This is a genomic window from Ferriphaselus amnicola (assembly GCF_000974685.2).
Lineage (GTDB): Bacteria > Pseudomonadota > Gammaproteobacteria > Burkholderiales > Gallionellaceae > Ferriphaselus > Ferriphaselus amnicola.
On sequence record NZ_AP018738.1, the window covers coordinates 2,321,560 to 2,341,781 of the forward strand.

Genomic DNA, 20,222 nt, shown 5'->3' on the forward strand with positions numbered 1-20,222 from the left:
TGTTGTTTGCGCGGGTGGGATAACCTAGTGTGCGCATCAACAAGTAGAGGCTCACTCTCGAATATTGACCGAGCGGGAAACTCAAGAGGAGCAGCTAACTGACTCTCGTTTTCATTTTCCGAGCAATTTCCGACACATCCTCGCGCGACTTATTTACATACCGCGCCAGGCTTCGATCATCCTTGTGACCAGTTATTTGTTTCAAGTCGAAGTGACTGAACTGAAGTGCCCACCGGGATGCAGCCTCATGCCTAAAATCATGGAATCGAAAGTCATCCAGGAAGCCGAGATCGACGGGAAGGCTCGATGCCCTGCAATCATTTTCGTAGGCTTTCCTTGCTCTGGCCTTGGCGCGCTTCCACCCCTGATCGAACGCGCTTCTGGTTGTTTGAAATACCGGCCCAGTAAGCGCCGGATTCAGCGCTCTGGCAGACTTCAATGTATCAAGTGCCCCCGGCGATAGCGGAACCAATCTCGCTTCGCCGTTTTTAGTGTCCTCCTTCAAGAGTGTCGCAACCGCCGCTTTCATGTCAACGCGTTCCCAGCGTAACGACATGACTTCACCTAGGCGCGCAGATGTCTCAATTGCAAATCGTGCCACCAGCGACAGCCACCTGTTTGCCTTGTCTGGCCGCGAACACTGCGTGCTCGATAAAGCCGCGAACAGGTATCGCTCTTCCAGTTCGGATAGTCTGCGATCTCTCTCATCTGCCGGCTTCAGCACTCGAAACGAGCGGGCGACTGGGCATTCAACCTTAAAGTCCCCGTGTTTCCAAGCCGCGCGGAGGACATTGATGTCATTCCGAATTGTCCCATCCTTGACACCTTCGGCTTGCCTAGCCTTCCGAAACAACTCGATGTCTTCGCTGGTGATGTCCGCAATGCAGCGCTTGGATAATTGATGCGACTTCCATCGGTCTATCCTGAAAAGCTCAATATTCGCCCCTCTATGCCGCGACTTGACGTACTCAGCGTATTCATCCAGAGCGTCACCCAGTGTTTTTTCCCGAGCACTAGCAAGATCGCTAAATACCCGTCGATTTATCTTTGTTTCCACATCGGCCGACCAATCTTGCGCATCTTGCTTAAAATCAAATGATCGGTACTGCGGGGCTTGCCCTCTTTTCCGGACAATCGCTTGCCACTTCCCGCTGGGTAATTGCCGAAACGACGCCATAACTTCCACCTCTCAGTGTGCTCAAAGTGTGCTGGAATTATAGTTTAATTATATTAAATATCAATAAATCACTCGCCAATACTAGAATAAATTACAATAAGAGTATTGGTTTCCGAAGCCAAGGGTCGTGGGTTCGACTCCCGCCGAGCGCACCAATCACGCATGAATGTGGGCACTAGAATCTAGTGCCCACATTCATTTGATGCAGCCTGTACACACAAAACGTAGCGCACCCACTTATACACGCCAACCGACCAGCCAGATCCTTGTCGCATTTTGCATAAAAATATTTAAATGGCATTTTTATGGTAGCGATAATTGCCAATATCATGCAGAATACATCAATTAAACTTATTGCGACAATTACCCCCTACTATGACTGTCAGCCATAAATTGGAATCACCCCAAGTTTGGGATACCGATCTTGCCTTCACTCACTTGACCGAGCTCGGTGTCGCGGATACCAAGCGAACCGCTGAGCGCCGCTTGCATGAATTGAGCATTTTGCCTATCGAGCTGGATGCGAACAGTCTGCGGGACGAGTTGAATCGCGTGCCCACCCCCAAGGTACTGGAGTGGGAAATTGAGGACGTGCGTGCGCGCCGCAAGCTGGTGCTATTTGCCCAACTCGCCCAGTTACCCAGCGGCGCTGACTGCTTGCACGCCAATGATGCGCGCGGTGCTCGCTATTGGGTTCCGCTCGAATATCCACTGACCAGCGAAGGTGGCCTCACCGCACTGACGGATGCGCTAGTCAAATTGCGCACCCACATCGACAAAGACGTGGTGATTTTCCCGCATGGCGCACTCACCGAGCTTTTGCGCACAATGGCAGCACCCGCCGGCATCGCCTTTGGCCTGCTAGGCTACCAGCCAGTGCTCGACCTGTCGCCGCAGACACAAGCTGCACGCCCACACCGCGCGCTACCCGCCGAGACCATGAGTCATCTGGATCGCCTCGAAGCCGAGAGTATCTACATCATGCGCGAAGTGGCTGCAGAGGCTGAGAATCCCGTGATGCTGTACTCCATCGGTAAAGACTCTGCCGTGATGTTGCACTTGGCTCGTAAAGCCTTCCACCCCGCGCCACCGCCCTTCCCGCTGCTCCATGTGGATACGCGCTGGAAATTCCAAGAGATGTACCAGTTCCGCGACTACATGGCTGAAGTGAGCGGTATGGATCTGCTGGTGCACGTCAATCCTGAAGCCATCGAAAAGGACATCAATCCTTTCGACCACGGCTCGGCGTTACATACCGATGTGACCAAGACCGAAGGCCTGAAGCAAGCGCTGGACAAGTGGAAATTCGATGTCGCCTTCGGCGGTGCCCGTCGCGATGAGGAAAAGTCACGCGCCAAGGAGCGCATCTTCTCCTTCCGCACCGCTCAACACCGCTGGGAGCCAAAGAATCAGCGCCCCGAGCTGTGGAACCTGTACAACAGCAAAAAACGCCGAGGCGAGAGTATTCGAGCTTTCCCGATCTCCAACTGGACTGAACTGGACATCTGGCAGTACATCTACCGCGAGAACATCCCGCTGGTGCCTTTGTATTTCGCCAAAGAGCGCCCCGTGGTCGAACGCAACGGCATGCTGCTGATGGTGGACGATGCCCGCATGCGCCTACTTCCCGGCGAAACCATCCAGCGCCGCAAGATCCGCTTCCGCACCCTGGGCTGCTACCCACTGTCCGGCGCCATCGAATCCGAATCCGAGACGCTGCCAGAGATCATCCTTGAACTGATGAACTCCCACGTCTCCGAACGACAAGGTCGCGCCATCGACAGCGACCAGTCGGCCTCCATGGAAAAGAAAAAGCAAGAAGGGTACTTCTAATGAGCAAGATCGCTAAAACAACGAGTGCCACCCGCGCTGCCGATGCGCGCACTGCAGTTGAAGCCTACCTGGTAGAGCAAGAGCAACTCGGCCTGCTGCGCTTCATCACCTGCGGCAGCGTCGATGACGGCAAGAGCACGTTGATCGGCCGTATGTTATGGGAAGCCAAGCAGATCTATGACGATCAAGTCGCCTCCTTAAAAAGTGACTCCAAGAAACACGGTACCCAAGGTGAGGATATCGACTTCGCCCTGCTGGTGGACGGACTGGCCGCTGAACGCGAACAGGGCATCACCATCGACGTGGCATACCGTTTCTTCGCCACTGACAAGCGCAAGTTCATCGTCGCCGACACCCCCGGCCACGAGCAATACACTCGCAACATGGTTACCGGTGCCTCGACCGCTGATGTCGCCATTTTGCTGATCGACGCACGTTACGGCGTGCAAGTGCAGACCCGCCGCCACGCTTATCTGGTGTCGTTGATGGGCATCCGCCATGTGGTACTGGCCATCAACAAAATGGATCTGGTGAATTTCGATCAGCAGGTGTATCAGAACATCGAAGCCGATTTCCGCGAGTTCGCTCAAACACTGGGTTTCGAGAGCATCACACCGATCCCGCTGTCCGCGCTCAAGGGCGACAACATGCTCTCCCGTTCGGAAAAATCGCCTTGGTACACCGGCCCGACGCTGATGGGTTACCTAGAGACTGTGGACGTGAGCCGTCCGGCCAAGCACGATCTAGTATTCCCAGTGCAGTGGGTCAATCGACCGAATCTGGATTTCCGTGGCTTCACCGGCACCATCACTGAAGGCACCGTCAAAGTCGGCGACACCGTGCGCGTCACCGCCACTGGCCAGACAGCCGAAGTCGAGCGCATCGTCACCTTCCATGGCGACCTGCCGGAAGCGCGTGCAGGGCAAGCCATCACGCTGACCCTGAACCGCGAGATCGATGCCTCGCGCGGCGACGTGTTCAGCCACGCCCAGAATCCGCTCGACACCACCGATCAATTCGAAGCGACCATCGTCTGGATGGGCGAAGAGCCTGGGCTGAGTGGCCGCACTTATGATCTGCGCTTGGCGACTCAGTGGACTTCAGCCTCCATCACCGCCATCGACTACAAGATCGATGTGAACACGCTGAAGCACGAATCGCACAAGCAACTCGAATTGAACGACATCTGCGTGTGCAAGCTGTCCACCAGCAAGCCACTGGCGTTCGACAGCTTCGCCAACAGCAACAGCTTGGGTTCGTTCATTCTGGTGGATCGTTTCACCCACGCGACCATTGCTGCCGGGACGATCCGCCACACCCTGCGCCGCGCGCAAAACATCCACCGCCACTCACACACCATCACCCGTGTTGAGCGCGAGCGGCTGAATGGCCATCAGGGCAAGGTGTTCTGGCTGACCGGCTACTCCGGCTCCGGAAAATCGACCATCGCCAACTCGTTCGAGTCGGCGATCCACGCAGAGGGTTATCGCACTTATACCCTGGATGGCGATAACATCCGCCACGGTCTGAACAAAGACTTGGGCTTCACGGATGCCGACCGCGTCGAGAACATCCGCCGCGTCGCCGAAGTCGCCAAGCTGATGGTCGATGCCGGACTGGTGGTCATCACCGCCTTCATCTCGCCCTTCCGCAGCGAACGGGACTTCGCCCGATCCTTGTTCGAAGAGGGGCAATTCGTCGAGGTGTTCGTGGATACCCCTTTGGATGTCTGCGAAAGCCGCGACCCCAAGGGCTTGTACAAGAAGGCGCGCGCCGGACAGATCCCAAACATGACTGGGATCAATAGCGCTTACGAAGCACCGCTGCATGCTGAGATTCGGATCGACACGACCCAAGCGACACCTAGCGAATCCGTCAGCTTGATGAAAGCGAAGCTCACTCAGTAGCCCCGTTAGCCCGCTCGGCGATCAACACCAGCGGGCTGACACGCCAATGACCACCTCTGTTCGAAACTCATTCAGAACAGAGGTAGCCTCCCCATTCTTACGACAAATATCCCCATGATCGACTGGAATTATTCGATAGCCGGTGCCGTGACCGGCGCACTGGTCGGCTTGACCGGTGTCGGTGGCGGCGCCTTGATGACCCCCATCCTGCTTTTGATCTTTGGTATCTCACCAACCACAGCCATCGCAACCGACCTCTGGTTCGCCGCCATCACCAAGATCGTCGGTGCTAGCATCCACCACCAGTCTGGGCAGATCGATTGGCAAGTAGCTAAACGCCTCTGGCTGGGCAGCATACCCATGGCACTTTTGGTAGTGATCGCCTTGTCGCTGGGAGAATCCGTCAGCAAAATAAGCTGGCTGAACCATGCTATCGGCGGCATCGTCATCCTCACCGCGCTGGGTATGTTCTTTTCTCACCGATTAATGGAAGTCGCCCGCGCAAAGCGCACGGGTAGCGGAGCACAGCGTTTCAAGCAACTTCAACCCGCGCTGACCACCTTGGCGGGCGCCATGCTGGGCATCATCGTCGCCCTGACATCGATCGGTGCAGGTGCGCTCGGTAGCGTCCTGCTGGTATATCTTTATCCGCTACGCATGACCCCGCATCGCTTGGTCGCCACCGACCTAGTGCATGCCATTCCACTGGCGGTCGCAGCGGGCTTGGGCTATCTGTTTGCAGGCAAGGTCGATGGCCACATGCTGGTGAGCCTACTGGCTGGCTCCATTCCCAGCGTGATCGTCGGTAGCCTCTTGGCTCGAAAAGTCTCGGCTGATTGGATCAAGCGTATCCTTGCCGTCGCCTTGATCGGTATCGGTGCGAAGACTTTGCTGTCCTAAGCCATCTCGCACCGCGATCCCAATCACGCGATCAGCTAGTCAGTCGCCTCACCACCGCAACGGCTTCGCCGCACTTGCCCGAACTAAGAATTCTGGGTTGTGCAAGTCTGGCTTGTTATATTGAAGTTCAACGCCCGCATTGTCGTGAACATTGCCACCGGATGCGATCACCACCGCATGAGCGGCGGCCGTATCCCACTCCATGGTTGGCCCTAGGCGAGGATAGTAATGCGCAGCCCCTTCAGCAACCAGACAGAGCTTCAACGAACTGCCCATGCTGACGCATTGCTGCTCGCCCAGCATTTGCAACAGTGCCGTGGTGCGCTCGTCGGCATGTGATCGACTGGCGACGACTTTGATCGCCTCCCCTGCCGCTGGGCTCACTGCATGGATCGGATGCGCATCTTCGGCACCGCGCTTGATGAACGCGCCCACACCGCGTGCGGCGAAGTAACACACATCCAGCACTGGCGCATACACCACACCGAGGATGGGCTGACCGTTCTCGACCAGTGCGATATTGACGGTGAACTCGCCATTGCGCTTGATAAACTCTTTAGTGCCATCCAAGGGATCGACCAGCCAGAAGCTCGACCATGCTTTGCGTTCCTCGAATGGGATCTGCGCCGACTCTTCCGACAGGATCGGCCAGCCGGTATTCAAGGCTAGCAAGCCATCCTTGATAACACGATCAGCCGCCAAGTCCGCTTGGGTCAGCGGTGAGTCATCCGACTTGGTCATCACCGCATTGGCCGGATCTGCATATACCACCATGATGGCTTGACCAGCCTGTCGTGCAATGTGGACGATATCTGCGAGTAGTTTTTCCATAATGTTCGAGTTGCCGAGGGACGTAAGTGAGGGCCGGAATCTATCCCGCCACGCTTGACCATGTCAATCACATGTATCGACCGCCTCCGTGTGACCTGTTAGCGTTCAACTCGACTTTGGCGGACAATGGCAGCGCACTCCTGCTCAACGCGCACACTCTCGACACATTCAGTATGGACTTTCAGACCTTCAGCGCTCTCTCCCCCGACAGCATCCTTAGCGCGCTCGAAAGTTTAGGCTTTCGTTGTGATGGGCGTCTCCTTGCGCTCAACAGCTACGAGAATCGCGTGTATCAAGTGGGCATTGAAGACGAGGCTCCGCTGGTGGCGAAGTTCTACCGCCCGCAGCGCTGGACAGACGCCGCCATCCTCGAAGAGCACGCCTTCGTGCAAGAACTCGTGGAACGCGAGATACCCGTAGTACCCGCGCTGACACTCAACGGCACCACGCTGCATCATTTCGATGGTTTTCGCTTTTCGGTCTTTTCCAAACACGGTGGCCGCACACCGGAGCTGGAGAACCGCGATACGCTGGAATGGCTGGGGCGATTCATGGGGCGCATCCACGCCGTTGGTCAGCTCAAAGACTATGCGCAGCGCCCCACACTGGATATCGCCACGTTTGGCATCGAGCCACGCGACTATCTACTGAACAACGGATTTATCCCGCCCGACCTCGACGCCGCTTACCGCAGCGTGGTAGATCAGGCGCTACAAGGGGTGCGGCATTGTTACGAACGCGCGGGGACATCTCGCCAGCTTCGACTACATGGCGACTGCCATTCCGGCAATATGCTGTGGACAGACGGCGGCCCGCATTTCGTCGATTTCGACGACAGCCGTATGGGACCCGCGGTGCAAGATCTATGGATGCTGCTCTCTGGCGAGCGCGAAGACCGCGTGCGCCAGTTGGGTGACGTGCTGGCCGGTTATGAGGACTTCTGCGAATTCGACACGCGCGAACTGCACCTCATCGAAGCGCTGCGCACCTTGAGGCTGATCCACTATTCCGCTTGGCTCGCCCGCCGCTGGGACGATCCAGCGTTCAAACATGCTTTCCCTTGGTTCAACACGCAGCACTACTGGCAGGATCGCATCTTGGAGTTACGCGAACAGATCGCGCTGATGGAGGAAGCTCCACTCTGGGCAGCTTGAGTGATTTTGACCGACCCAAGTCGATCACCAAAAAATGAGGGGGCCTACACCTTAAACCACGAACTTCTTGGTGATGTCATTCAGATCATGGGCTGTTTGCACCATTTGCTGTACGTCCGACAAACAGGATGCAGTGTATTGAGCCACATCATCGGTGCGCACCTCATTTTCAGCGATACGGGTACGCACGATACCCACTAAAGTCTGCTGATCATCAGCGGCTTCGCGCACCGCATCGACCGAGTGCCTCATCGCCGAAGTCGATTGCTCGATTTGCACAAATATCTCCGAGGAAAGCCTAGATGCTTCAAGACCTTCGCGCACAGCACCCGCATTCTCATTCGACAGTTCCACCGTGGAGGCGACATCCTGACTGACGCGCTTAAGCACGCTGTCGATACGTCTCGTCGCTTGTGCGGCTTGCTCGGAGAGCTTCCTAACCTCATCCGCCACGACCGCAAACCCGCGCCCCTGCTCCCCAGCGCGAGCGGCTTCGATCGCCGCGTTCAATGCCAGAAGATTAGTCTGATCCGCAATTGCACGAATATCCGCGATCGCCGCCTCCACCTCTTTCGCACTGGTTTGCAGGCTAGTCGCATTGGCAGAGATTTTTTTGCTAGCCGTATCCAGTACGGAGATCGCTTGTTCGGATGCCTTGACGTGGGTCACGCCCAACTGAACCAAACTATCAACGGAGGATGCCCCCTCCCCCGCCTCGCTGGACAAAGTCAGGATCGAGTCCGATGCATCGGACAGCCCATTGACCACATGAATGATCTCCCGTGAATTGGAACGGTGCTCCGCCATATTTCCATCCAGCGATGACATAGTTTCGCCGATCTCACGGGCCGAGTTATCGACGACATTGGCAGCGCTGGATATGTCTTTGATTGTCTCGCGCAAGCTCATGGTCATGGCATCGAAGCCTTCGGTGATCTCACCTATCGTGTCGCGGCTACGCACTCCGCACCCTTCACGCAGATCACCCTTGCGTATCCGATCAGCCGCCATCGCCACTTGGTGCAACTTACTCAACAACAGCAAGGTAAGCAGTCGATGGTTGATAACGCCAATCGTCACCCCCGCCACGACGCAACCGATGCAGAACCAAAGCAGCATCCCATCTTTCCAAACCACGAACAGGTTCGCGTAGAAAGGAAAGACCAGCCCCATGCTCAGACCAAAGCCAAGAAACGATAATTTCAACTGCCCAAGTATTGAAGAATGTCCGTTGCTCATAATTCCCCCACGCTGATTTACCAGCCTTACATTGGTCACTGCCCATCCTCACTATCGGCGATACCCCTGCTCACTTTAGTGGAAAGTATCGAAACTCGATAGAAATTCATGCCGGTTAGACTTTCCGTGACCAACCCATTAAACTCGCGCACTTTTTTCACGGGACGCACATCATGTCCGACGACATCGTATCCTCATCCAACGCTGCCGCGCCGAGCGAACTCATCGCGCGCGAAGTGGCGCGTCGCCGCACCTTTGGCATCATATCCCACCCGGATGCGGGCAAGACCACGCTGACCGAAAAGCTGCTGCTGTTCTCGGGCGCGATCCAGATGGCCGGTGCGGTGAAGGCGCGCAAGAGCGGTCGCCATGCCACGTCCGACTTTTTGGAGATCGAAAAGCAGCGCGGCATCTCGGTGGCCTCGTCGGTGATGCAGTTCGAGTACCGCGACCACGTGGTGAACCTGCTCGACACCCCTGGCCACCAAGACTTCTCCGAAGACACCTACCGTGTGCTGACCGCCGTGGACTCGGCGCTGATGGTGATCGACGCCGCCAAGGGCGTGGAAGCGCAGACCATCAAGCTGCTGGACGTGTGCCGGATGCGCGCCACGCCCATCGTTACCTTCATGAACAAGATGGACCGCGAAGTGCGCGATTCGCTGGAATTGCTGGACGAGGTCGAGTCGGTGCTCAACATCCAGTGCGCGCCGGTGACTTGGCCGCTGGGCATGGGCAAGACCTTCCGGGGCGTTTACCACCTGCTGCGCGACGAGATCCTGCTATTCACGCCGGGCGAAGAGCGCGCCGATGGCGAGGTGGAGATCATCAAGGGTATCGACAATCCGATCCTCGCCGAGCGCTTCCCGCTGGAGATCGAGCAACTCAAGATGGAGGTCGAGCTGGTGCATGGCGCATCGCACCCCTTCGATCTGGAACAGTTTCTTGCCGGCAAACAGACACCAGTGTTCTTCGGCTCCGCCATCAACAACTTCGGCGTGCGCGAGATCCTCAACGCGCTGATCGACTGGGCACCCGCGCCGCGCGAACGCGACGCTTCCGTGCGCAGCGTCGAACCGACCGAACAGCCGTTCTCCGGTTTCGTGTTCAAGATCCAGGCCAACATGGACCCGGCGCACCGTGACCGCATCGCCTTTTTGCGTGTCTGCTCCGGCCACTTCGAGCGGGGCATGAAGATGAAGCACCTGCGCATCGGCAAAGAGATTCGCGTCTCCAGCGTGGTGACCTTCATGGCCTCCAGCCGCGAACAAGCTGAAGAGGCCTATGCGGGCGACATCATCGGCCTGCCCAACCACGGCAACATGCAGATCGGCGACAGCTTCTCCGAAGGCGAACTGCTGCAATTCACCGGCATTCCCTACTTCGCACCGGACTTCTTCCGCGTGGTACGCATCCGCAACCCGCTCAAGATCAAGCAGCTGCATAAAGGCTTGCAACAGCTGGGCGAGGAAGGTGCGGTGCAGGTGTTCAAACCCGTGGATGGCGGCGATCTCATCATCGGCGCGGTCGGCATGTTGCAGTTCGACGTAGTGGCCAGCCGCTTGCAAGGCGAATACGGCGTGGATGCGATGTTCGAGAGCGCCTCGATCAGCAGCGCACGCTGGGTGAGCTGCGAAGACAAGAAGATCTTCGCCGACTTCGAGAAAGCCCTGTCGCACAACCTCGCCATCGACGCGGCAGGCAACCTCGCCTACCTCGCGCCCAACAATGTCAACCTGAGGCTGACGCAGGAAAGATGGCCAAAGGTGGTGTTCCATACCACGCGTGAACACGCGGCGAAGCTATGAACCAGACCGTCGATTTCCACCTGCGCGGCGAATTCGTCGCCCTCAACGACCTGCTCAAACTCACCGGCGTGTGCGACTCCGGCGGCGCGGGCAAGATGATGGTGGCCGAGGGCATGGTCTCCGTGGACGGCGTGCTCGAACTGCGCAAGACGGCCAAGATTCGCGCCGGTCAGGTGGTCACTCTGGGCGACGTGACCATCCGCGTGCTGGCCTAAGCCATGCTCTATCTCGCCCCCGGCCTGTTGCTTTCTCTGCGCGAGATCGAGTTCTTGGCGATCCGCGCGCAGGGGGCGGGTGGGCAGAACGTCAACAAGGTGTCGAGCGCGGTGCAGCTGCGTTTCGACATCCCAGCCTCCAGCCTGCCGGATGACTTCAAACAACGTGTACTGAACCTCGCCGATCAGCGTATCAGCAAGGAGGGCGTGCTAGTGATCAAGGCGCAGGAGCATCGCAATCAGGAACAGAATCGCAACGAGGCGTTGCGGCGACTGAAGGCTGTGCTGCAAAGCGTGGCGACACCACCGAAGAACCGCATCGCCACCAAACCCACGCGCGGCTCGCAGCAGCGGCGCATCGAGAGCAAGACCAAACGCGGCGCGGTGAAGCAATTGCGCGGTAGGGTGAACGAATAATCATGGCCATCAAATCCACCGTCTTCAAAGCCAACCTCCAGATCGCCGATATGGAGCGGCATTATTACGCCGACCACTCGCTGACGCTGGCGCGCCATCCGTCCGAGACGGACGAACGGATGATGGTGCGGCTGCTGGCCTTTGCGCTGCACGCGCACGAGTGGCTGGATTTCGGGCGCGGGTTGAGTGCGGACGACGAGCCTGCGCTGTGGCAGAAAGACCTGACTGGGGCGATCCAGCTGTGGCTGGATGTCGGGCTGCCGGACGAGAAGTTGATCCGCCGCGCTTGCGGCCGTGCCGATCAGGTAGTGCAGTACGCCTACGGCGGTCGCGCTGCCGACATCTGGTTCGAGCAGAACAAGAACGCGTTCGCTCGCTTGAAGAACCTCACCGTGTACCAACTTCCTTCCGAGCAGACGGTCGCGTTGTCCAAGCTGGCGCAGCGCACCATGTCGTTGCAGGCCACCATCCAAGACGGGCAATGCTGGATCAGCGACGGCAAAGAGAGTGTGCTGATCGAACGAGTACGGCTCACGCCCGGCGCTTGACCTAAGCCGCCCGCTCCCCCAAACGGCTGGCGGATGATAAAGTGCGGCCTGTTCTTGAATCCTGATTGGAGTGACGGCGATGAGTCGTTTATTGTTCCTAGCCGCTATCGTGGCGCTGGTCTATCTGCTACTAAAATCCTATCGTCGTTCGCCACGCAAGCCTCACACGCCTGAAGCCACCGAAGACATGGTGTGTTGCGCATACTGCGGTGTGAATCTGCCTAAGAGCGAGAGCCTGTTGGCGGATGGAAAACGCTATTGCAACGAGGCACATCGCCGCCTTCATTCCGGCGATCAAGCAGATTAGACGTGCCATTCCCCTCGCCCTTGCCGCCAGAATTCGGAGCCGCTTCGGCACAAGAGCGGCTATGGCGCTCGCTCTATTTTTACGCAACGTATCGATTGCTGCTCGGTGGCGTATTTCTGTTCCTGCTCTATCCATTCAGCAACGAGCTCTGGCTGGGCGGCAATGACTCACCCTTATTCTTCTGGACCAGCCTCAGCTACTTCTTTATCGCCTTGGTGGGCCTCGTCGTGGTTCGGGCCCAACTTCCTAGCTTCACATGGCTGCTCGCCAGCATGGTCGGCGTGGATATCGTCTGCATCGCCTTACTGGCCGATGCCAGCGGAGGCATTTCCAGCGGACTAAGTGTGTTGATGCTGGTCTCGCTAGCCGCTGCCGGTTTGGTCAGTCGAGGGCGAACCACCCTGCTCTACGCGGCGCTCGCCAGCATCGCGGTGTTACTGCAACAAGCTCACTCGGTGCTCACGCGCGGTGTCGCACCGGAACTGTTCATGCAGGTCGGGCTACTGTGCGTCGCCTATTTCGCCGTCACTTGGTTGGCTCTCCTGTTGGCGAAGTTCGCTACACAAAGCGAGCAACTCGCTCTGTCACGCGGCGTGGAACTGTCTAATATGGCGGAGGCCAATCGCCTGCTGATCCAAGACTTACCGGACGGTGTGCTGGTGGTCAACGAACACGGCGTCGTTCGCCAGTCCAACCCCAGCGCCTCACGCCTACTTGAAATAGAGATTGATTCCAGCAGCGAGTGGGCACTCACAGAACTCTCCCCTTTACTGGCCGATCTGTACGCCATGTGGCGCACCGAGCCTCATCCCACGCACACCACACTCAACGTGCCAGGCCAACCCTCGCCACTGGGCGTGCGCTTTCTTCCGGTGCAACGTGAAGGTTTCTGGGGGGCGGTGATCGTGCTGGAGGACACTCGGCGGATTCAGGAACAGGCGCAGCAATTCAAGCTCGCCGCCCTAGGCCGACTCACCGCCAGCATCGCTCACGAGGTACGCAATCCCCTATCCTCGATCAGCTATGCTGCCGAGCTCCTGCGCGAAGAGAAGCGCACCGAGTCGCGCAACCGCATGCTGCAGCTCATCCTGTCCAACGTAGCGCGGCTCAATCACATGGTGAACGACATCATGCAGCTCAATCGCCGTGATCGCTTGCATCAGGAAAGTTTCGACCTGCATGCTCAGTTGCCGGGGCTAACGAACGAGATCATCCAACCCACCGGCCTACCGAAGAAAACCCTCAAGTTGACGCTCGATGGCGCGCTACCCGTCTGCTTCGACCGCGGCCATCTGGAACAGATCCTATGGAATCTGTGCGGCAATGCGCTGCGTCATTGCCGCCAGCAACCCGGCAGCGTAACCTTGCGCGGCTGGTGCGAAAACGGCCATACCACACTGGAAGTCAGCGACGATGGCAGCGGCATCCCGCCGGAAGCCGTGCCACATCTGTTCGAGCCGTTCTTCACCACAGAAGCCTCGGGCACAGGCTTGGGGCTCTACATCTCGCGAGAGTTGTGCGAGGCGAACGGAGCACGGCTGGAATACCGCCCTACGGAGACCGGCGGTGCCAGCTTCAGGATCAGTTTTGGAGGAACGAATGAGCAATGAGCGACGCCAGACCAGCAACACCGCCGCCCGCGTGCTGCTGGTGGACGACGAGCCAGACATCCTTGAGTTGCTTGAGTTAGCTTTGCTACGGATGGGGCTGGAAGTGGATCGCGCAGATGGCGTGCATGCCGCACTGGACTGTTTAAAGCACAACGACTATGACTTGTGCCTGACCGACATGCGGATGCAGGACGGCGAAGGGCTGGACATCGTACGTCACATCACGGCACAGAATCTAGACTTGCCCATCGCCGTCATCACTGCTCACGGCAATATGGAAAGTGCCATCACGGCACTCAAGGCTGGCGCATTCGACTACCTGTCCAAACCGGTGTCGCTAGATCAGTTACGTGCGCTGGTCAAATCCGCCATCCACGTCCCTAAACCCGCACCCGGAAAAACCGAACAAAGCAGCGACGAACGCGGCCTGCTCGGACATGCGCCCGCGATGCAAAAGGTGCGTGATCTGATCGGCCGCGTGGCGCGCAGTCAGGCTCCGGTGCATATCTGCGGTGAGTCCGGCAGCGGCAAGGAGCTGGCGGCACGTTTAATCGTGGAGCAAAGTCCCCGCCGCGAGCAGACGTTCGTGCCGGTCAACTGCGGTGCCATCCCCGAGAATCTGATGGAAAGCGAATTCTTCGGTTACCGCAAGGGTGCGTTCACCGGCGCAGAGCAGGATCGCGACGGATTTTTCCAAGCGGCCAACGGCGGCACGCTGTTCCTCGACGAAGTGGCCGATCTGCCGCTGGCGATGCAGGTCAAGTTGCTGCGCGCCATTCAGGAAAAGAAGGTGCGCAAGGTCGGTGCGACGCAGGAAGAGGCGGTGGACGTGCGCATCATCAGTGCCACCCACAACGACCTCGCCCAACGCGTGCAGGAAGGCAAGTTCCGCCAAGACCTGTATTACCGGCTGAATGTCATCAATCTAACGATGCCGCCGCTGCGCGAGCTGCGCGATGACATCCCAGAAATCGCCCAGCGCTTGCTGCTGCGACTGCGCGGCGACTCGACTGTGACTTTCGCTCCAGATGCGCTGAGCACACTCGGCGCGTATGCTTTCCCCGGCAATGTGCGCGAACTGGAGAACATCATCGAACGTGCGCTGGCATTGTGCGACGGCGTAGCCATCCATGTGGATGATCTACAACTCACGCCCAGCGAGGACGAAACCACCGGCACAGCTCTCGCCGCCGACGGTGCCGTGCCGTTGCCAGACTACCTCGACCAAGTCGAACGCAACGAAATCCTCAAGGCTTTAGGACGCACGCGTTTCAATCGCACGGCGGCTGCGCGAATGCTAGGCGTGACATTCCGCACCCTGCGCTATCGCATGGAGCGGCTCGGCATCAAGGGGGCGGACAAAGATGAAGGCTGATGCCGAAGGCTGGTTCAGCGGTGTGCGCCGCATCGCATCACCGAACTGTGACCGCCGCGCGCCCGGTACAGCGATCTCACTGCTGGTGATCCACAACATCAGCTTGCCCCCGGGCGAATTCGGCGGCCCGGCGATTGAGCGACTTTTCACCAATACACTGGATTGCGACGCACACCCGTACTACGAACGACTGCACGGACTTAAAGTCTCGGCGCACTTTCTGATCCGGCGCGATGGCCAACTCATCCAGTTCGTCCCTTGTGGCAAACGTGCTTGGCACGCTGGCGTGTCCGAATGGCAGGGACGCACCCGCTGCAACGACTTCTCCGTAGGCATCGAACTGGAAGGCGATGACGACACGCCATTCACCCCAGCCCAGTACGCCACCCTAACTCGCCTAACTCGCCGTCTGCGTCGCCGTTACCCACTGCGTGACATCGCTGGCCACAGCGACATCGCCCCCAGCCGCAAGACCGATCCCGGCTCGCATTTTGACTGGGATCGCTATCTTTCCAGCCTGAAATAAGCTCTTCCACAGGCAGTATTTTCTGCCTGAAAACAAGCGATATTTTTTCTGAAAAAGCACTTGCGGAAATTTTGCTTTCCACTAGAATTAGCGCATTCCACGCAGCACAAACACCATATGTTGTGGTTTACATCATAAAAACCATACAACCCAATAATTACAAAGGGAGAAATATTCCATGCTGTACACCGCCGAAACCTCCGCCGTTGTTCCGCCGCCTTTCCAGCACGGAACCGAATCCTCAGAAGCCAGCGCTTCCGTGTTCGATCTATATAAAGTCGTGCGCCGTAACGGCTCCGTCGTCCCGTTCGAGCCGTCCAAGATCGCCATCGCCGTAACCAAGGCGTTCATCGCTGTCAACGGCAGCCAAGCCGCCGGTTCCGCCCGTGTACGCGAAATGGTGGAGCAACTCACCGCCAACGTGGTGAACGCGCTGGTGCGCCGTCAGCCGCAGGGCGGCACGGTACATATCGAAGACATCCAAGATCAGGTCGAGCTGTCGCTAATGCGCTCCGGCGAACACGACGTGGCGCGAGCCTATGTGCTTTATCGCGAGCAGCGCTCCCAAGAGCGCGCCAAGGCGAAGAAGACTGAGGTCGAACATACGCTGAACGTCACCCATCTGGACGGCAGCCTGCATCCGCTGGACATGTCGCGCCTGAAGAACGTCATTGCGTCATCTTGCGAAGGCTTGGGCAATGCGGTCGATCCCGAGCTGATCCTCAAGCAAACCCTGAAAGACCTGTACGAAGGTGTGTCACTGAAGGAAGTCCACAAGAGCACCATCCTGTCCGCACGCACCCTGATCGAGAAAGACCCAGCTTACGGCTTCGTCACCGCTCGCCTGCTACTGGACAACATCCGCTTCGTCATTCTGGGCGAAGAGGTAACGCAAGCTGAAATGGCTGCGCGTTACGCCGAGTATTTCCCCAAATTCATCAAGCGCGGCATCGATGCCGAGTTGCTGAACCCAGAGCTAGGCCACTACGACCTAGCTCGTCTGGGCGCCGAGCTAGACGCCAGCCGCGACCTGAACTTCAACTACCTCGGCTTGCAAACCCTGTATGACCGCTACTTCCTGCACATCGAAGACGAACGCATCGAGCTACCGCAAGCGTTTTTCATGCGTGTGGCGATGGGTCTAGCGCTGAACGAGATCGACCGCGAAGCGCGCGCCATCGAGTTCTACCGCTTGCTGTCCAGCTTCGACTTCATGTCGTCCACGCCGACGCTGTTCAACTCTGGCACGCGCCGTTCGCAACTGTCTTCCTGCTACCTGACCACTGTCGCGGACGACCTCGACGGCATCTACGAAGCCTTGAAGGAGAACGCGCTGCTGTCCAAGTTCGCTGGCGGTCTGGGCAACGACTGGACCAGCGTGCGTGCGCTGGGCAGCCACATCAAGGGCACTAACGGCAAGTCGCAAGGCGTGGTGCCGTTCCTCAAGGTGGTGAACGACACCGCCGTGGCGGTGAACCAAGGCGGCAAGCGCAAGGGCGCGGTATGCGCCTATCTGGAGACTTGGCACCTCGACATCGAAGAGTTCATGGAGCTGCGCAAGAACACCGGCGACGACCGCCGACGCACCCACGACATGAACACCGCCAACTGGATCCCCGATCTGTTCATGAAGCGCGTGATGGAAGGTGGCGAGTGGACGCTGTTCTCGCCATCAACCTGCCCAGACCTGCATGACAAATTCGGCGCTGACTTTGAAAAGGCCTACACCGGTTACGAGGCGAAGGTCGCTTCCGGCGAGTTGAAGCTGTTCAAAAAGGTCGCCGCCGCTTCGCTGTGGCGCAAGATGCTGACCATGCTGTTCGAGACCGGCCATCCCTGGATCACTTTCAAGGATCCGTGCAACATCCGTAGCCCGCAACAGCACGTCGGTGTGGTGCACAGTTCCAACCTGTGTACCGAGATCACGCTGAACACCTCGGAATCCGAGATCGCCGTGTGCAACCTGGGCTCGGTGAACCTGGCCGCGCACCTGACTGCTGACGGCAAGCTCGACCACACTAAGCTACAGCGCACCATCCGCACCGCGATGCGCATGCTAGACAACGTGATCGACATCAATTTCTACGCTGTGAAGAAAGCGCGCGACGCCAATTTGCGCCATCGTCCAGTGGGCATGGGCATCATGGGCTTTCAGGATGCGCTGCACACTCTGCGCGTCCCTTACGCCAGCGAACAGGCTGTGGAATTCGCCGACCGCTCGATGGAAGCCGTGTGCTACTACGCCTACCTCGCCTCCACCGATCTAGCTGAAGAACGCGGTCGCTACTCCAGCTATCGCGGCAGCCTGTGGGATAAGGGCATCCTGCCGCAAGACACGCTGGACATGCTGCGCGACGCTCGCGGCGGCTACGTCGAAGTGGACACCTCCGCCACGCTAGACTGGGCCGCGCTGCGCGCCCGCATCGCCCAACATGGCATGCGCAATTCCAACTGCGTGGCGATCGCCCCGACCGCGACCATCTCCAACATCGTCGGCGTGTCGGCCAGCATCGAGCCGACCTACCAGAACATCTTCGTGAAATCGAACCTGTCCGGCGAATTCACCATCATCAACGACCACTTGGTGAACGACCTCAAAGCACTCGGCCTGTGGGATGAAGTGATGATTGCCGACTTGAAGTATTTCGACGGTAGCTTGAGCAAAATCGACCGCATCCCAGCCGAGCTGCGCAACCTGTACGCCACCGCGTTTGAAGTCGAACCTAGCTGGCTGATCGAAGCCGCCTCGCGTCGCCAGAAATGGATCGACCAAGCGCAATCGCTCAATATCTACATGGCAGGTGTTTCTGGTCGCAAGCTGGATGAGACCTACAAGATGGCTTGGCTGCGCGGCTTGAAGACAACGTATTACCTGCGTACTTTGGGCGCGACTTCGGCAGAGAAATCGACCTCGCGTGCAGGTTCGCTGAATGCCGTACCGAACAGCGGCGGGATTGCGACGGCCTCGGCCGCTCCTGTTGAGGAGACGAAGTTCTGCTCGATTGACAACCCCGAGTGTGAAGCCTGCCAGTAAGGCCGGTTCCAAGCGAGCGGCCTGTAAGCAGGTCGCTCATTGATAAGCATCCATAGAACAAGCGACACCTTTCCCGCACAGCGGGAACCAAGCAGGAGAACCGAAATGCTATCTTTCGACGACGAGATCACCCCTTCCATCGCCCCTGCCATCCGCATGGGCGCGATGAATTCCGCCACATCCATGCTGAGCAGCACCAGCACGGCAACTCAGACTGCGTCCACCGGCACAGGTCGCGTGCGCGTGGAAGACAAACGCATCATCAATAGCCGCGCCGATGTGAATCAGCTGGTGCCGTTCAAATACAAATGGGCGTGGGAGAAATACCTCGCGGCGTGCGCTAATCATTGGATGCCGCAAGAAGTGAACATGTCCGCCGACATCGCGCTGTGGAAGAACCCCAACGGCCTGACCGAGGACGAGCGTCGTCTGGTCAAGCGCAATCTGGGCTTCTTCACCACCGCCGATTCGCTGGCAGCAAACAACATCGCGCTGGGCACCTATCGCCATATCACCAACCCGGAATGCCGCCAGTTCCTGCTGCGTCAGGCCTTCGAGGAAGCCATCCACACCCACGCCTACCAGTACATCGTAGAGAGCCTAGGGCTGGACGAAGGCGAGGTGTTCAACGCTTATCACGAGATCCAGAGCATCCGCGACAAGGACGAGTTCCTGATCCCGTTCATCGAGACGCTGACCGACCCGGACTTCAAGACCGGCACGCCGGAAGCCGACCAGAAGCTGCTGCGCAGCCTGATCGTGTTCGCCTGCATCATGGAAGGCCTGTTCTTCTACGTCGGCTTCGTGCAGATCCTGGCGCTCGGTCGCCAAAACAAGATGACAGGCGCGGCCGAGCAATACCAGTACATCCTGCGCGACGAGTCCATGCATCTAAATTTTGGCGTGGACGTGATCAACCAGATCAAGCTAGAGAATCCGCACCTGTGGACACCCGAGTTCCGCGCCGAGATCCAAGGCCTGTTCCAGAAAGCCGTTGACCTCGAATACCGTTACGCCGAAGACACCATGCCGCGCGGCGTGCTCGGACTGAATTCCGGCATGTTCAAGGAATACCTGCGCTTCATCGCTAACCGCCGCTGCCAGCAGATCGGCATCGACGTACTGTTCCAAGGCGCAACCAACCCCTTCCCCTGGATGGCCGAAATGATCGACTTGAAGAAGGAAAAGAACTTCTTCGAGACGCGCGTCACCGAATATCAGTCGGGCGGAGCATTGAGTTGGGATTAATTCCCGCTTGACGATAGGACAGATCAACCATTAACTAAGCCCCGATCTCGGGGCTTAGTTGTTCTCAGTCCAAGTTCACCTAGTCTGAATAAG

General features: G+C 58.1%; 17 protein-coding genes. 14 read left to right on the top strand and 3 right to left on the bottom strand.

Features of this window, described 5'->3' with window-relative positions; translation table 11 throughout:
• Window positions 1-94: 94 nt before the first annotated feature.
• Window positions 95-1,177 carry a site-specific integrase gene (locus OYT1_RS11560; RefSeq protein WP_062626678.1) on the bottom strand — a complete coding sequence of 361 codons (1,083 nt, stop codon included), beginning with the start codon at window positions 1,175-1,177 and terminating at the stop codon, window positions 95-97.
• A gap of 393 nt (window positions 1,178-1,570) precedes the next feature.
• On the opposite strand from OYT1_RS11560, the gene cysD reads away from it, so the two are divergent.
• From cysD to OYT1_RS11575, 3 genes are all read left to right on the top strand, one after another.
• Complete coding sequence (cysD, locus tag OYT1_RS14150) at window positions 1,571-3,010, top strand: sulfate adenylyltransferase subunit CysD (RefSeq protein ID WP_269460707.1); 1,440 nt, start codon at window positions 1,571-1,573, stop codon at window positions 3,008-3,010.
• On the top strand, window positions 3,010-4,917 hold the full coding sequence (gene cysN, locus OYT1_RS11570; RefSeq protein ID WP_062626677.1) for a sulfate adenylyltransferase subunit CysN: 1,908 nt from the start codon (window positions 3,010-3,012) through the stop codon (window positions 4,915-4,917). The genes cysD and cysN overlap by 1 nt, the downstream gene beginning before the upstream one ends.
• Before the next feature lie 114 nt (window positions 4,918-5,031).
• Window positions 5,032-5,817, top strand: a complete 786-nt coding sequence (locus tag OYT1_RS11575) for a sulfite exporter TauE/SafE family protein (RefSeq protein ID WP_062626676.1) — start codon at window positions 5,032-5,034, stop codon at window positions 5,815-5,817.
• Between the two features lie 48 nt (window positions 5,818-5,865).
• Here OYT1_RS11575 and cysQ read toward each other — a convergent pair whose 3' ends face one another.
• Entirely contained in the window at window positions 5,866-6,648 is a 783-nt protein-coding gene (gene cysQ, locus OYT1_RS11580; protein ID WP_062626675.1) for a 3'(2'),5'-bisphosphate nucleotidase CysQ, read from the bottom strand.
• Between the two features lie 173 nt (window positions 6,649-6,821).
• Here cysQ and OYT1_RS11585 point away from each other — a divergent pair, with 173 nt between their 5' ends.
• Window positions 6,822-7,802: a serine/threonine protein kinase gene (locus tag OYT1_RS11585; protein ID WP_062626796.1), complete on the top strand. Its 981-nt coding sequence runs from the start codon at window positions 6,822-6,824 to the stop codon at window positions 7,800-7,802.
• A 51-nt stretch (window positions 7,803-7,853) separates the two neighbouring features.
• Here the strand turns inward: OYT1_RS11585 and OYT1_RS11590 are convergent, their stop codons facing one another.
• Window positions 7,854-9,041: a methyl-accepting chemotaxis protein gene (locus OYT1_RS11590; protein WP_084611981.1), complete on the bottom strand. Its 1,188-nt coding sequence runs from the start codon at window positions 9,039-9,041 to the stop codon at window positions 7,854-7,856.
• Window positions 9,042-9,214: 173 nt separating this feature from the next.
• Between OYT1_RS11590 and OYT1_RS11595 the strand changes: the two genes are divergently transcribed.
• From OYT1_RS11595 to OYT1_RS11640, 10 genes are all read left to right on the top strand, one after another.
• Entirely contained in the window at window positions 9,215-10,849 is a 1,635-nt protein-coding gene (locus tag OYT1_RS11595; RefSeq protein ID WP_062626673.1) for a peptide chain release factor 3, read from the top strand.
• Window positions 10,846-11,064, top strand: a complete 219-nt coding sequence (locus OYT1_RS11600) for an RNA-binding S4 domain-containing protein (protein ID WP_062626672.1) — start codon at window positions 10,846-10,848, stop codon at window positions 11,062-11,064. The genes OYT1_RS11595 and OYT1_RS11600 overlap by 4 nt, the downstream gene beginning before the upstream one ends.
• A gap of 3 nt (window positions 11,065-11,067) precedes the next feature.
• Complete coding sequence (arfB, locus tag OYT1_RS11605; protein WP_062626671.1) at window positions 11,068-11,481, top strand: alternative ribosome rescue aminoacyl-tRNA hydrolase ArfB; 414 nt, start codon at window positions 11,068-11,070, stop codon at window positions 11,479-11,481.
• Between the two features lie 2 nt (window positions 11,482-11,483).
• A complete protein-coding gene (locus OYT1_RS11610; protein ID WP_062626670.1) occupies window positions 11,484-12,029 on the top strand; it encodes a YaeQ family protein in 546 nt (181 codons plus the stop codon).
• A 79-nt stretch (window positions 12,030-12,108) separates the two neighbouring features.
• Window positions 12,109-12,336, top strand: a complete 228-nt coding sequence (locus tag OYT1_RS11615) for a PP0621 family protein (RefSeq protein ID WP_062626669.1) — start codon at window positions 12,109-12,111, stop codon at window positions 12,334-12,336.
• A 2-nt stretch (window positions 12,337-12,338) separates the two neighbouring features.
• Entirely contained in the window at window positions 12,339-13,946 is a 1,608-nt protein-coding gene (locus OYT1_RS11620) for a two-component system sensor histidine kinase NtrB (RefSeq protein ID WP_062626668.1), read from the top strand.
• The gene (locus OYT1_RS11625; RefSeq protein ID WP_062626667.1) at window positions 13,936-15,321 is read left to right on the top strand and encodes a sigma-54-dependent transcriptional regulator; all 1,386 of its coding nucleotides are present in this window, start codon (window positions 13,936-13,938) and stop codon (window positions 15,319-15,321) included. The genes OYT1_RS11620 and OYT1_RS11625 overlap by 11 nt, the downstream gene beginning before the upstream one ends.
• Entirely contained in the window at window positions 15,311-15,847 is a 537-nt protein-coding gene (gene ampD / locus OYT1_RS11630) for a 1,6-anhydro-N-acetylmuramyl-L-alanine amidase AmpD (protein WP_062626666.1), read from the top strand. Before OYT1_RS11625 ends, ampD begins: the two co-directional genes overlap by 11 nt.
• 178 nt (window positions 15,848-16,025) lie before the next feature.
• Window positions 16,026-18,881 (top strand): ribonucleoside-diphosphate reductase subunit alpha, encoded by a 2,856-nt coding sequence (locus tag OYT1_RS11635; protein ID WP_062626665.1) that lies wholly within the window; start codon window positions 16,026-16,028, stop codon window positions 18,879-18,881.
• A 105-nt stretch (window positions 18,882-18,986) separates the two neighbouring features.
• On the top strand, window positions 18,987-20,129 hold the full coding sequence (locus OYT1_RS11640; RefSeq protein WP_062626664.1) for a ribonucleotide-diphosphate reductase subunit beta: 1,143 nt from the start codon (window positions 18,987-18,989) through the stop codon (window positions 20,127-20,129).
• The last annotated feature ends 93 nt before the right edge of the window (window positions 20,130-20,222 follow it).

Bases quoted from the DNA above. Each gene is read 5' to 3' on its own strand.
- OYT1_RS11560 (WP_062626678.1), bottom strand. From the start codon at position 1,177: ATGGCGTCGTTTCGGCAATTACCCAGCGGGAAGTGGCAAGCGATTGTC.
- cysN (WP_062626677.1), top strand. From the start codon at position 3,010: ATGAGCAAGATCGCTAAAACAACGAGTGCCACCCGCGCTGCCGATGCG.
- OYT1_RS11575 (WP_062626676.1), top strand. From the start codon at position 5,032: ATGATCGACTGGAATTATTCGATAGCCGGTGCCGTGACCGGCGCACTG.
- cysQ (WP_062626675.1), bottom strand. From the start codon at position 6,648: ATGGAAAAACTACTCGCAGATATCGTCCACATTGCACGACAGGCTGGT.
- OYT1_RS11585 (WP_062626796.1), top strand. From the start codon at position 6,822: ATGGACTTTCAGACCTTCAGCGCTCTCTCCCCCGACAGCATCCTTAGC.
- OYT1_RS11590 (WP_084611981.1), bottom strand. From the start codon at position 9,041: ATGAGCAACGGACATTCTTCAATACTTGGGCAGTTGAAATTATCGTTT.
- OYT1_RS11595 (WP_062626673.1), top strand. From the start codon at position 9,215: ATGTCCGACGACATCGTATCCTCATCCAACGCTGCCGCGCCGAGCGAA.
- OYT1_RS11600 (WP_062626672.1), top strand. From the start codon at position 10,846: ATGAACCAGACCGTCGATTTCCACCTGCGCGGCGAATTCGTCGCCCTC.
- arfB (WP_062626671.1), top strand. From the start codon at position 11,068: ATGCTCTATCTCGCCCCCGGCCTGTTGCTTTCTCTGCGCGAGATCGAG.
- OYT1_RS11610 (WP_062626670.1), top strand. From the start codon at position 11,484: ATGGCCATCAAATCCACCGTCTTCAAAGCCAACCTCCAGATCGCCGAT.
- OYT1_RS11615 (WP_062626669.1), top strand. From the start codon at position 12,109: ATGAGTCGTTTATTGTTCCTAGCCGCTATCGTGGCGCTGGTCTATCTG.
- OYT1_RS11625 (WP_062626667.1), top strand. From the start codon at position 13,936: ATGAGCAATGAGCGACGCCAGACCAGCAACACCGCCGCCCGCGTGCTG.
- ampD (WP_062626666.1), top strand. From the start codon at position 15,311: ATGAAGGCTGATGCCGAAGGCTGGTTCAGCGGTGTGCGCCGCATCGCA.
- OYT1_RS11635 (WP_062626665.1), top strand. From the start codon at position 16,026: ATGCTGTACACCGCCGAAACCTCCGCCGTTGTTCCGCCGCCTTTCCAG.
- OYT1_RS11640 (WP_062626664.1), top strand. From the start codon at position 18,987: ATGCTATCTTTCGACGACGAGATCACCCCTTCCATCGCCCCTGCCATC.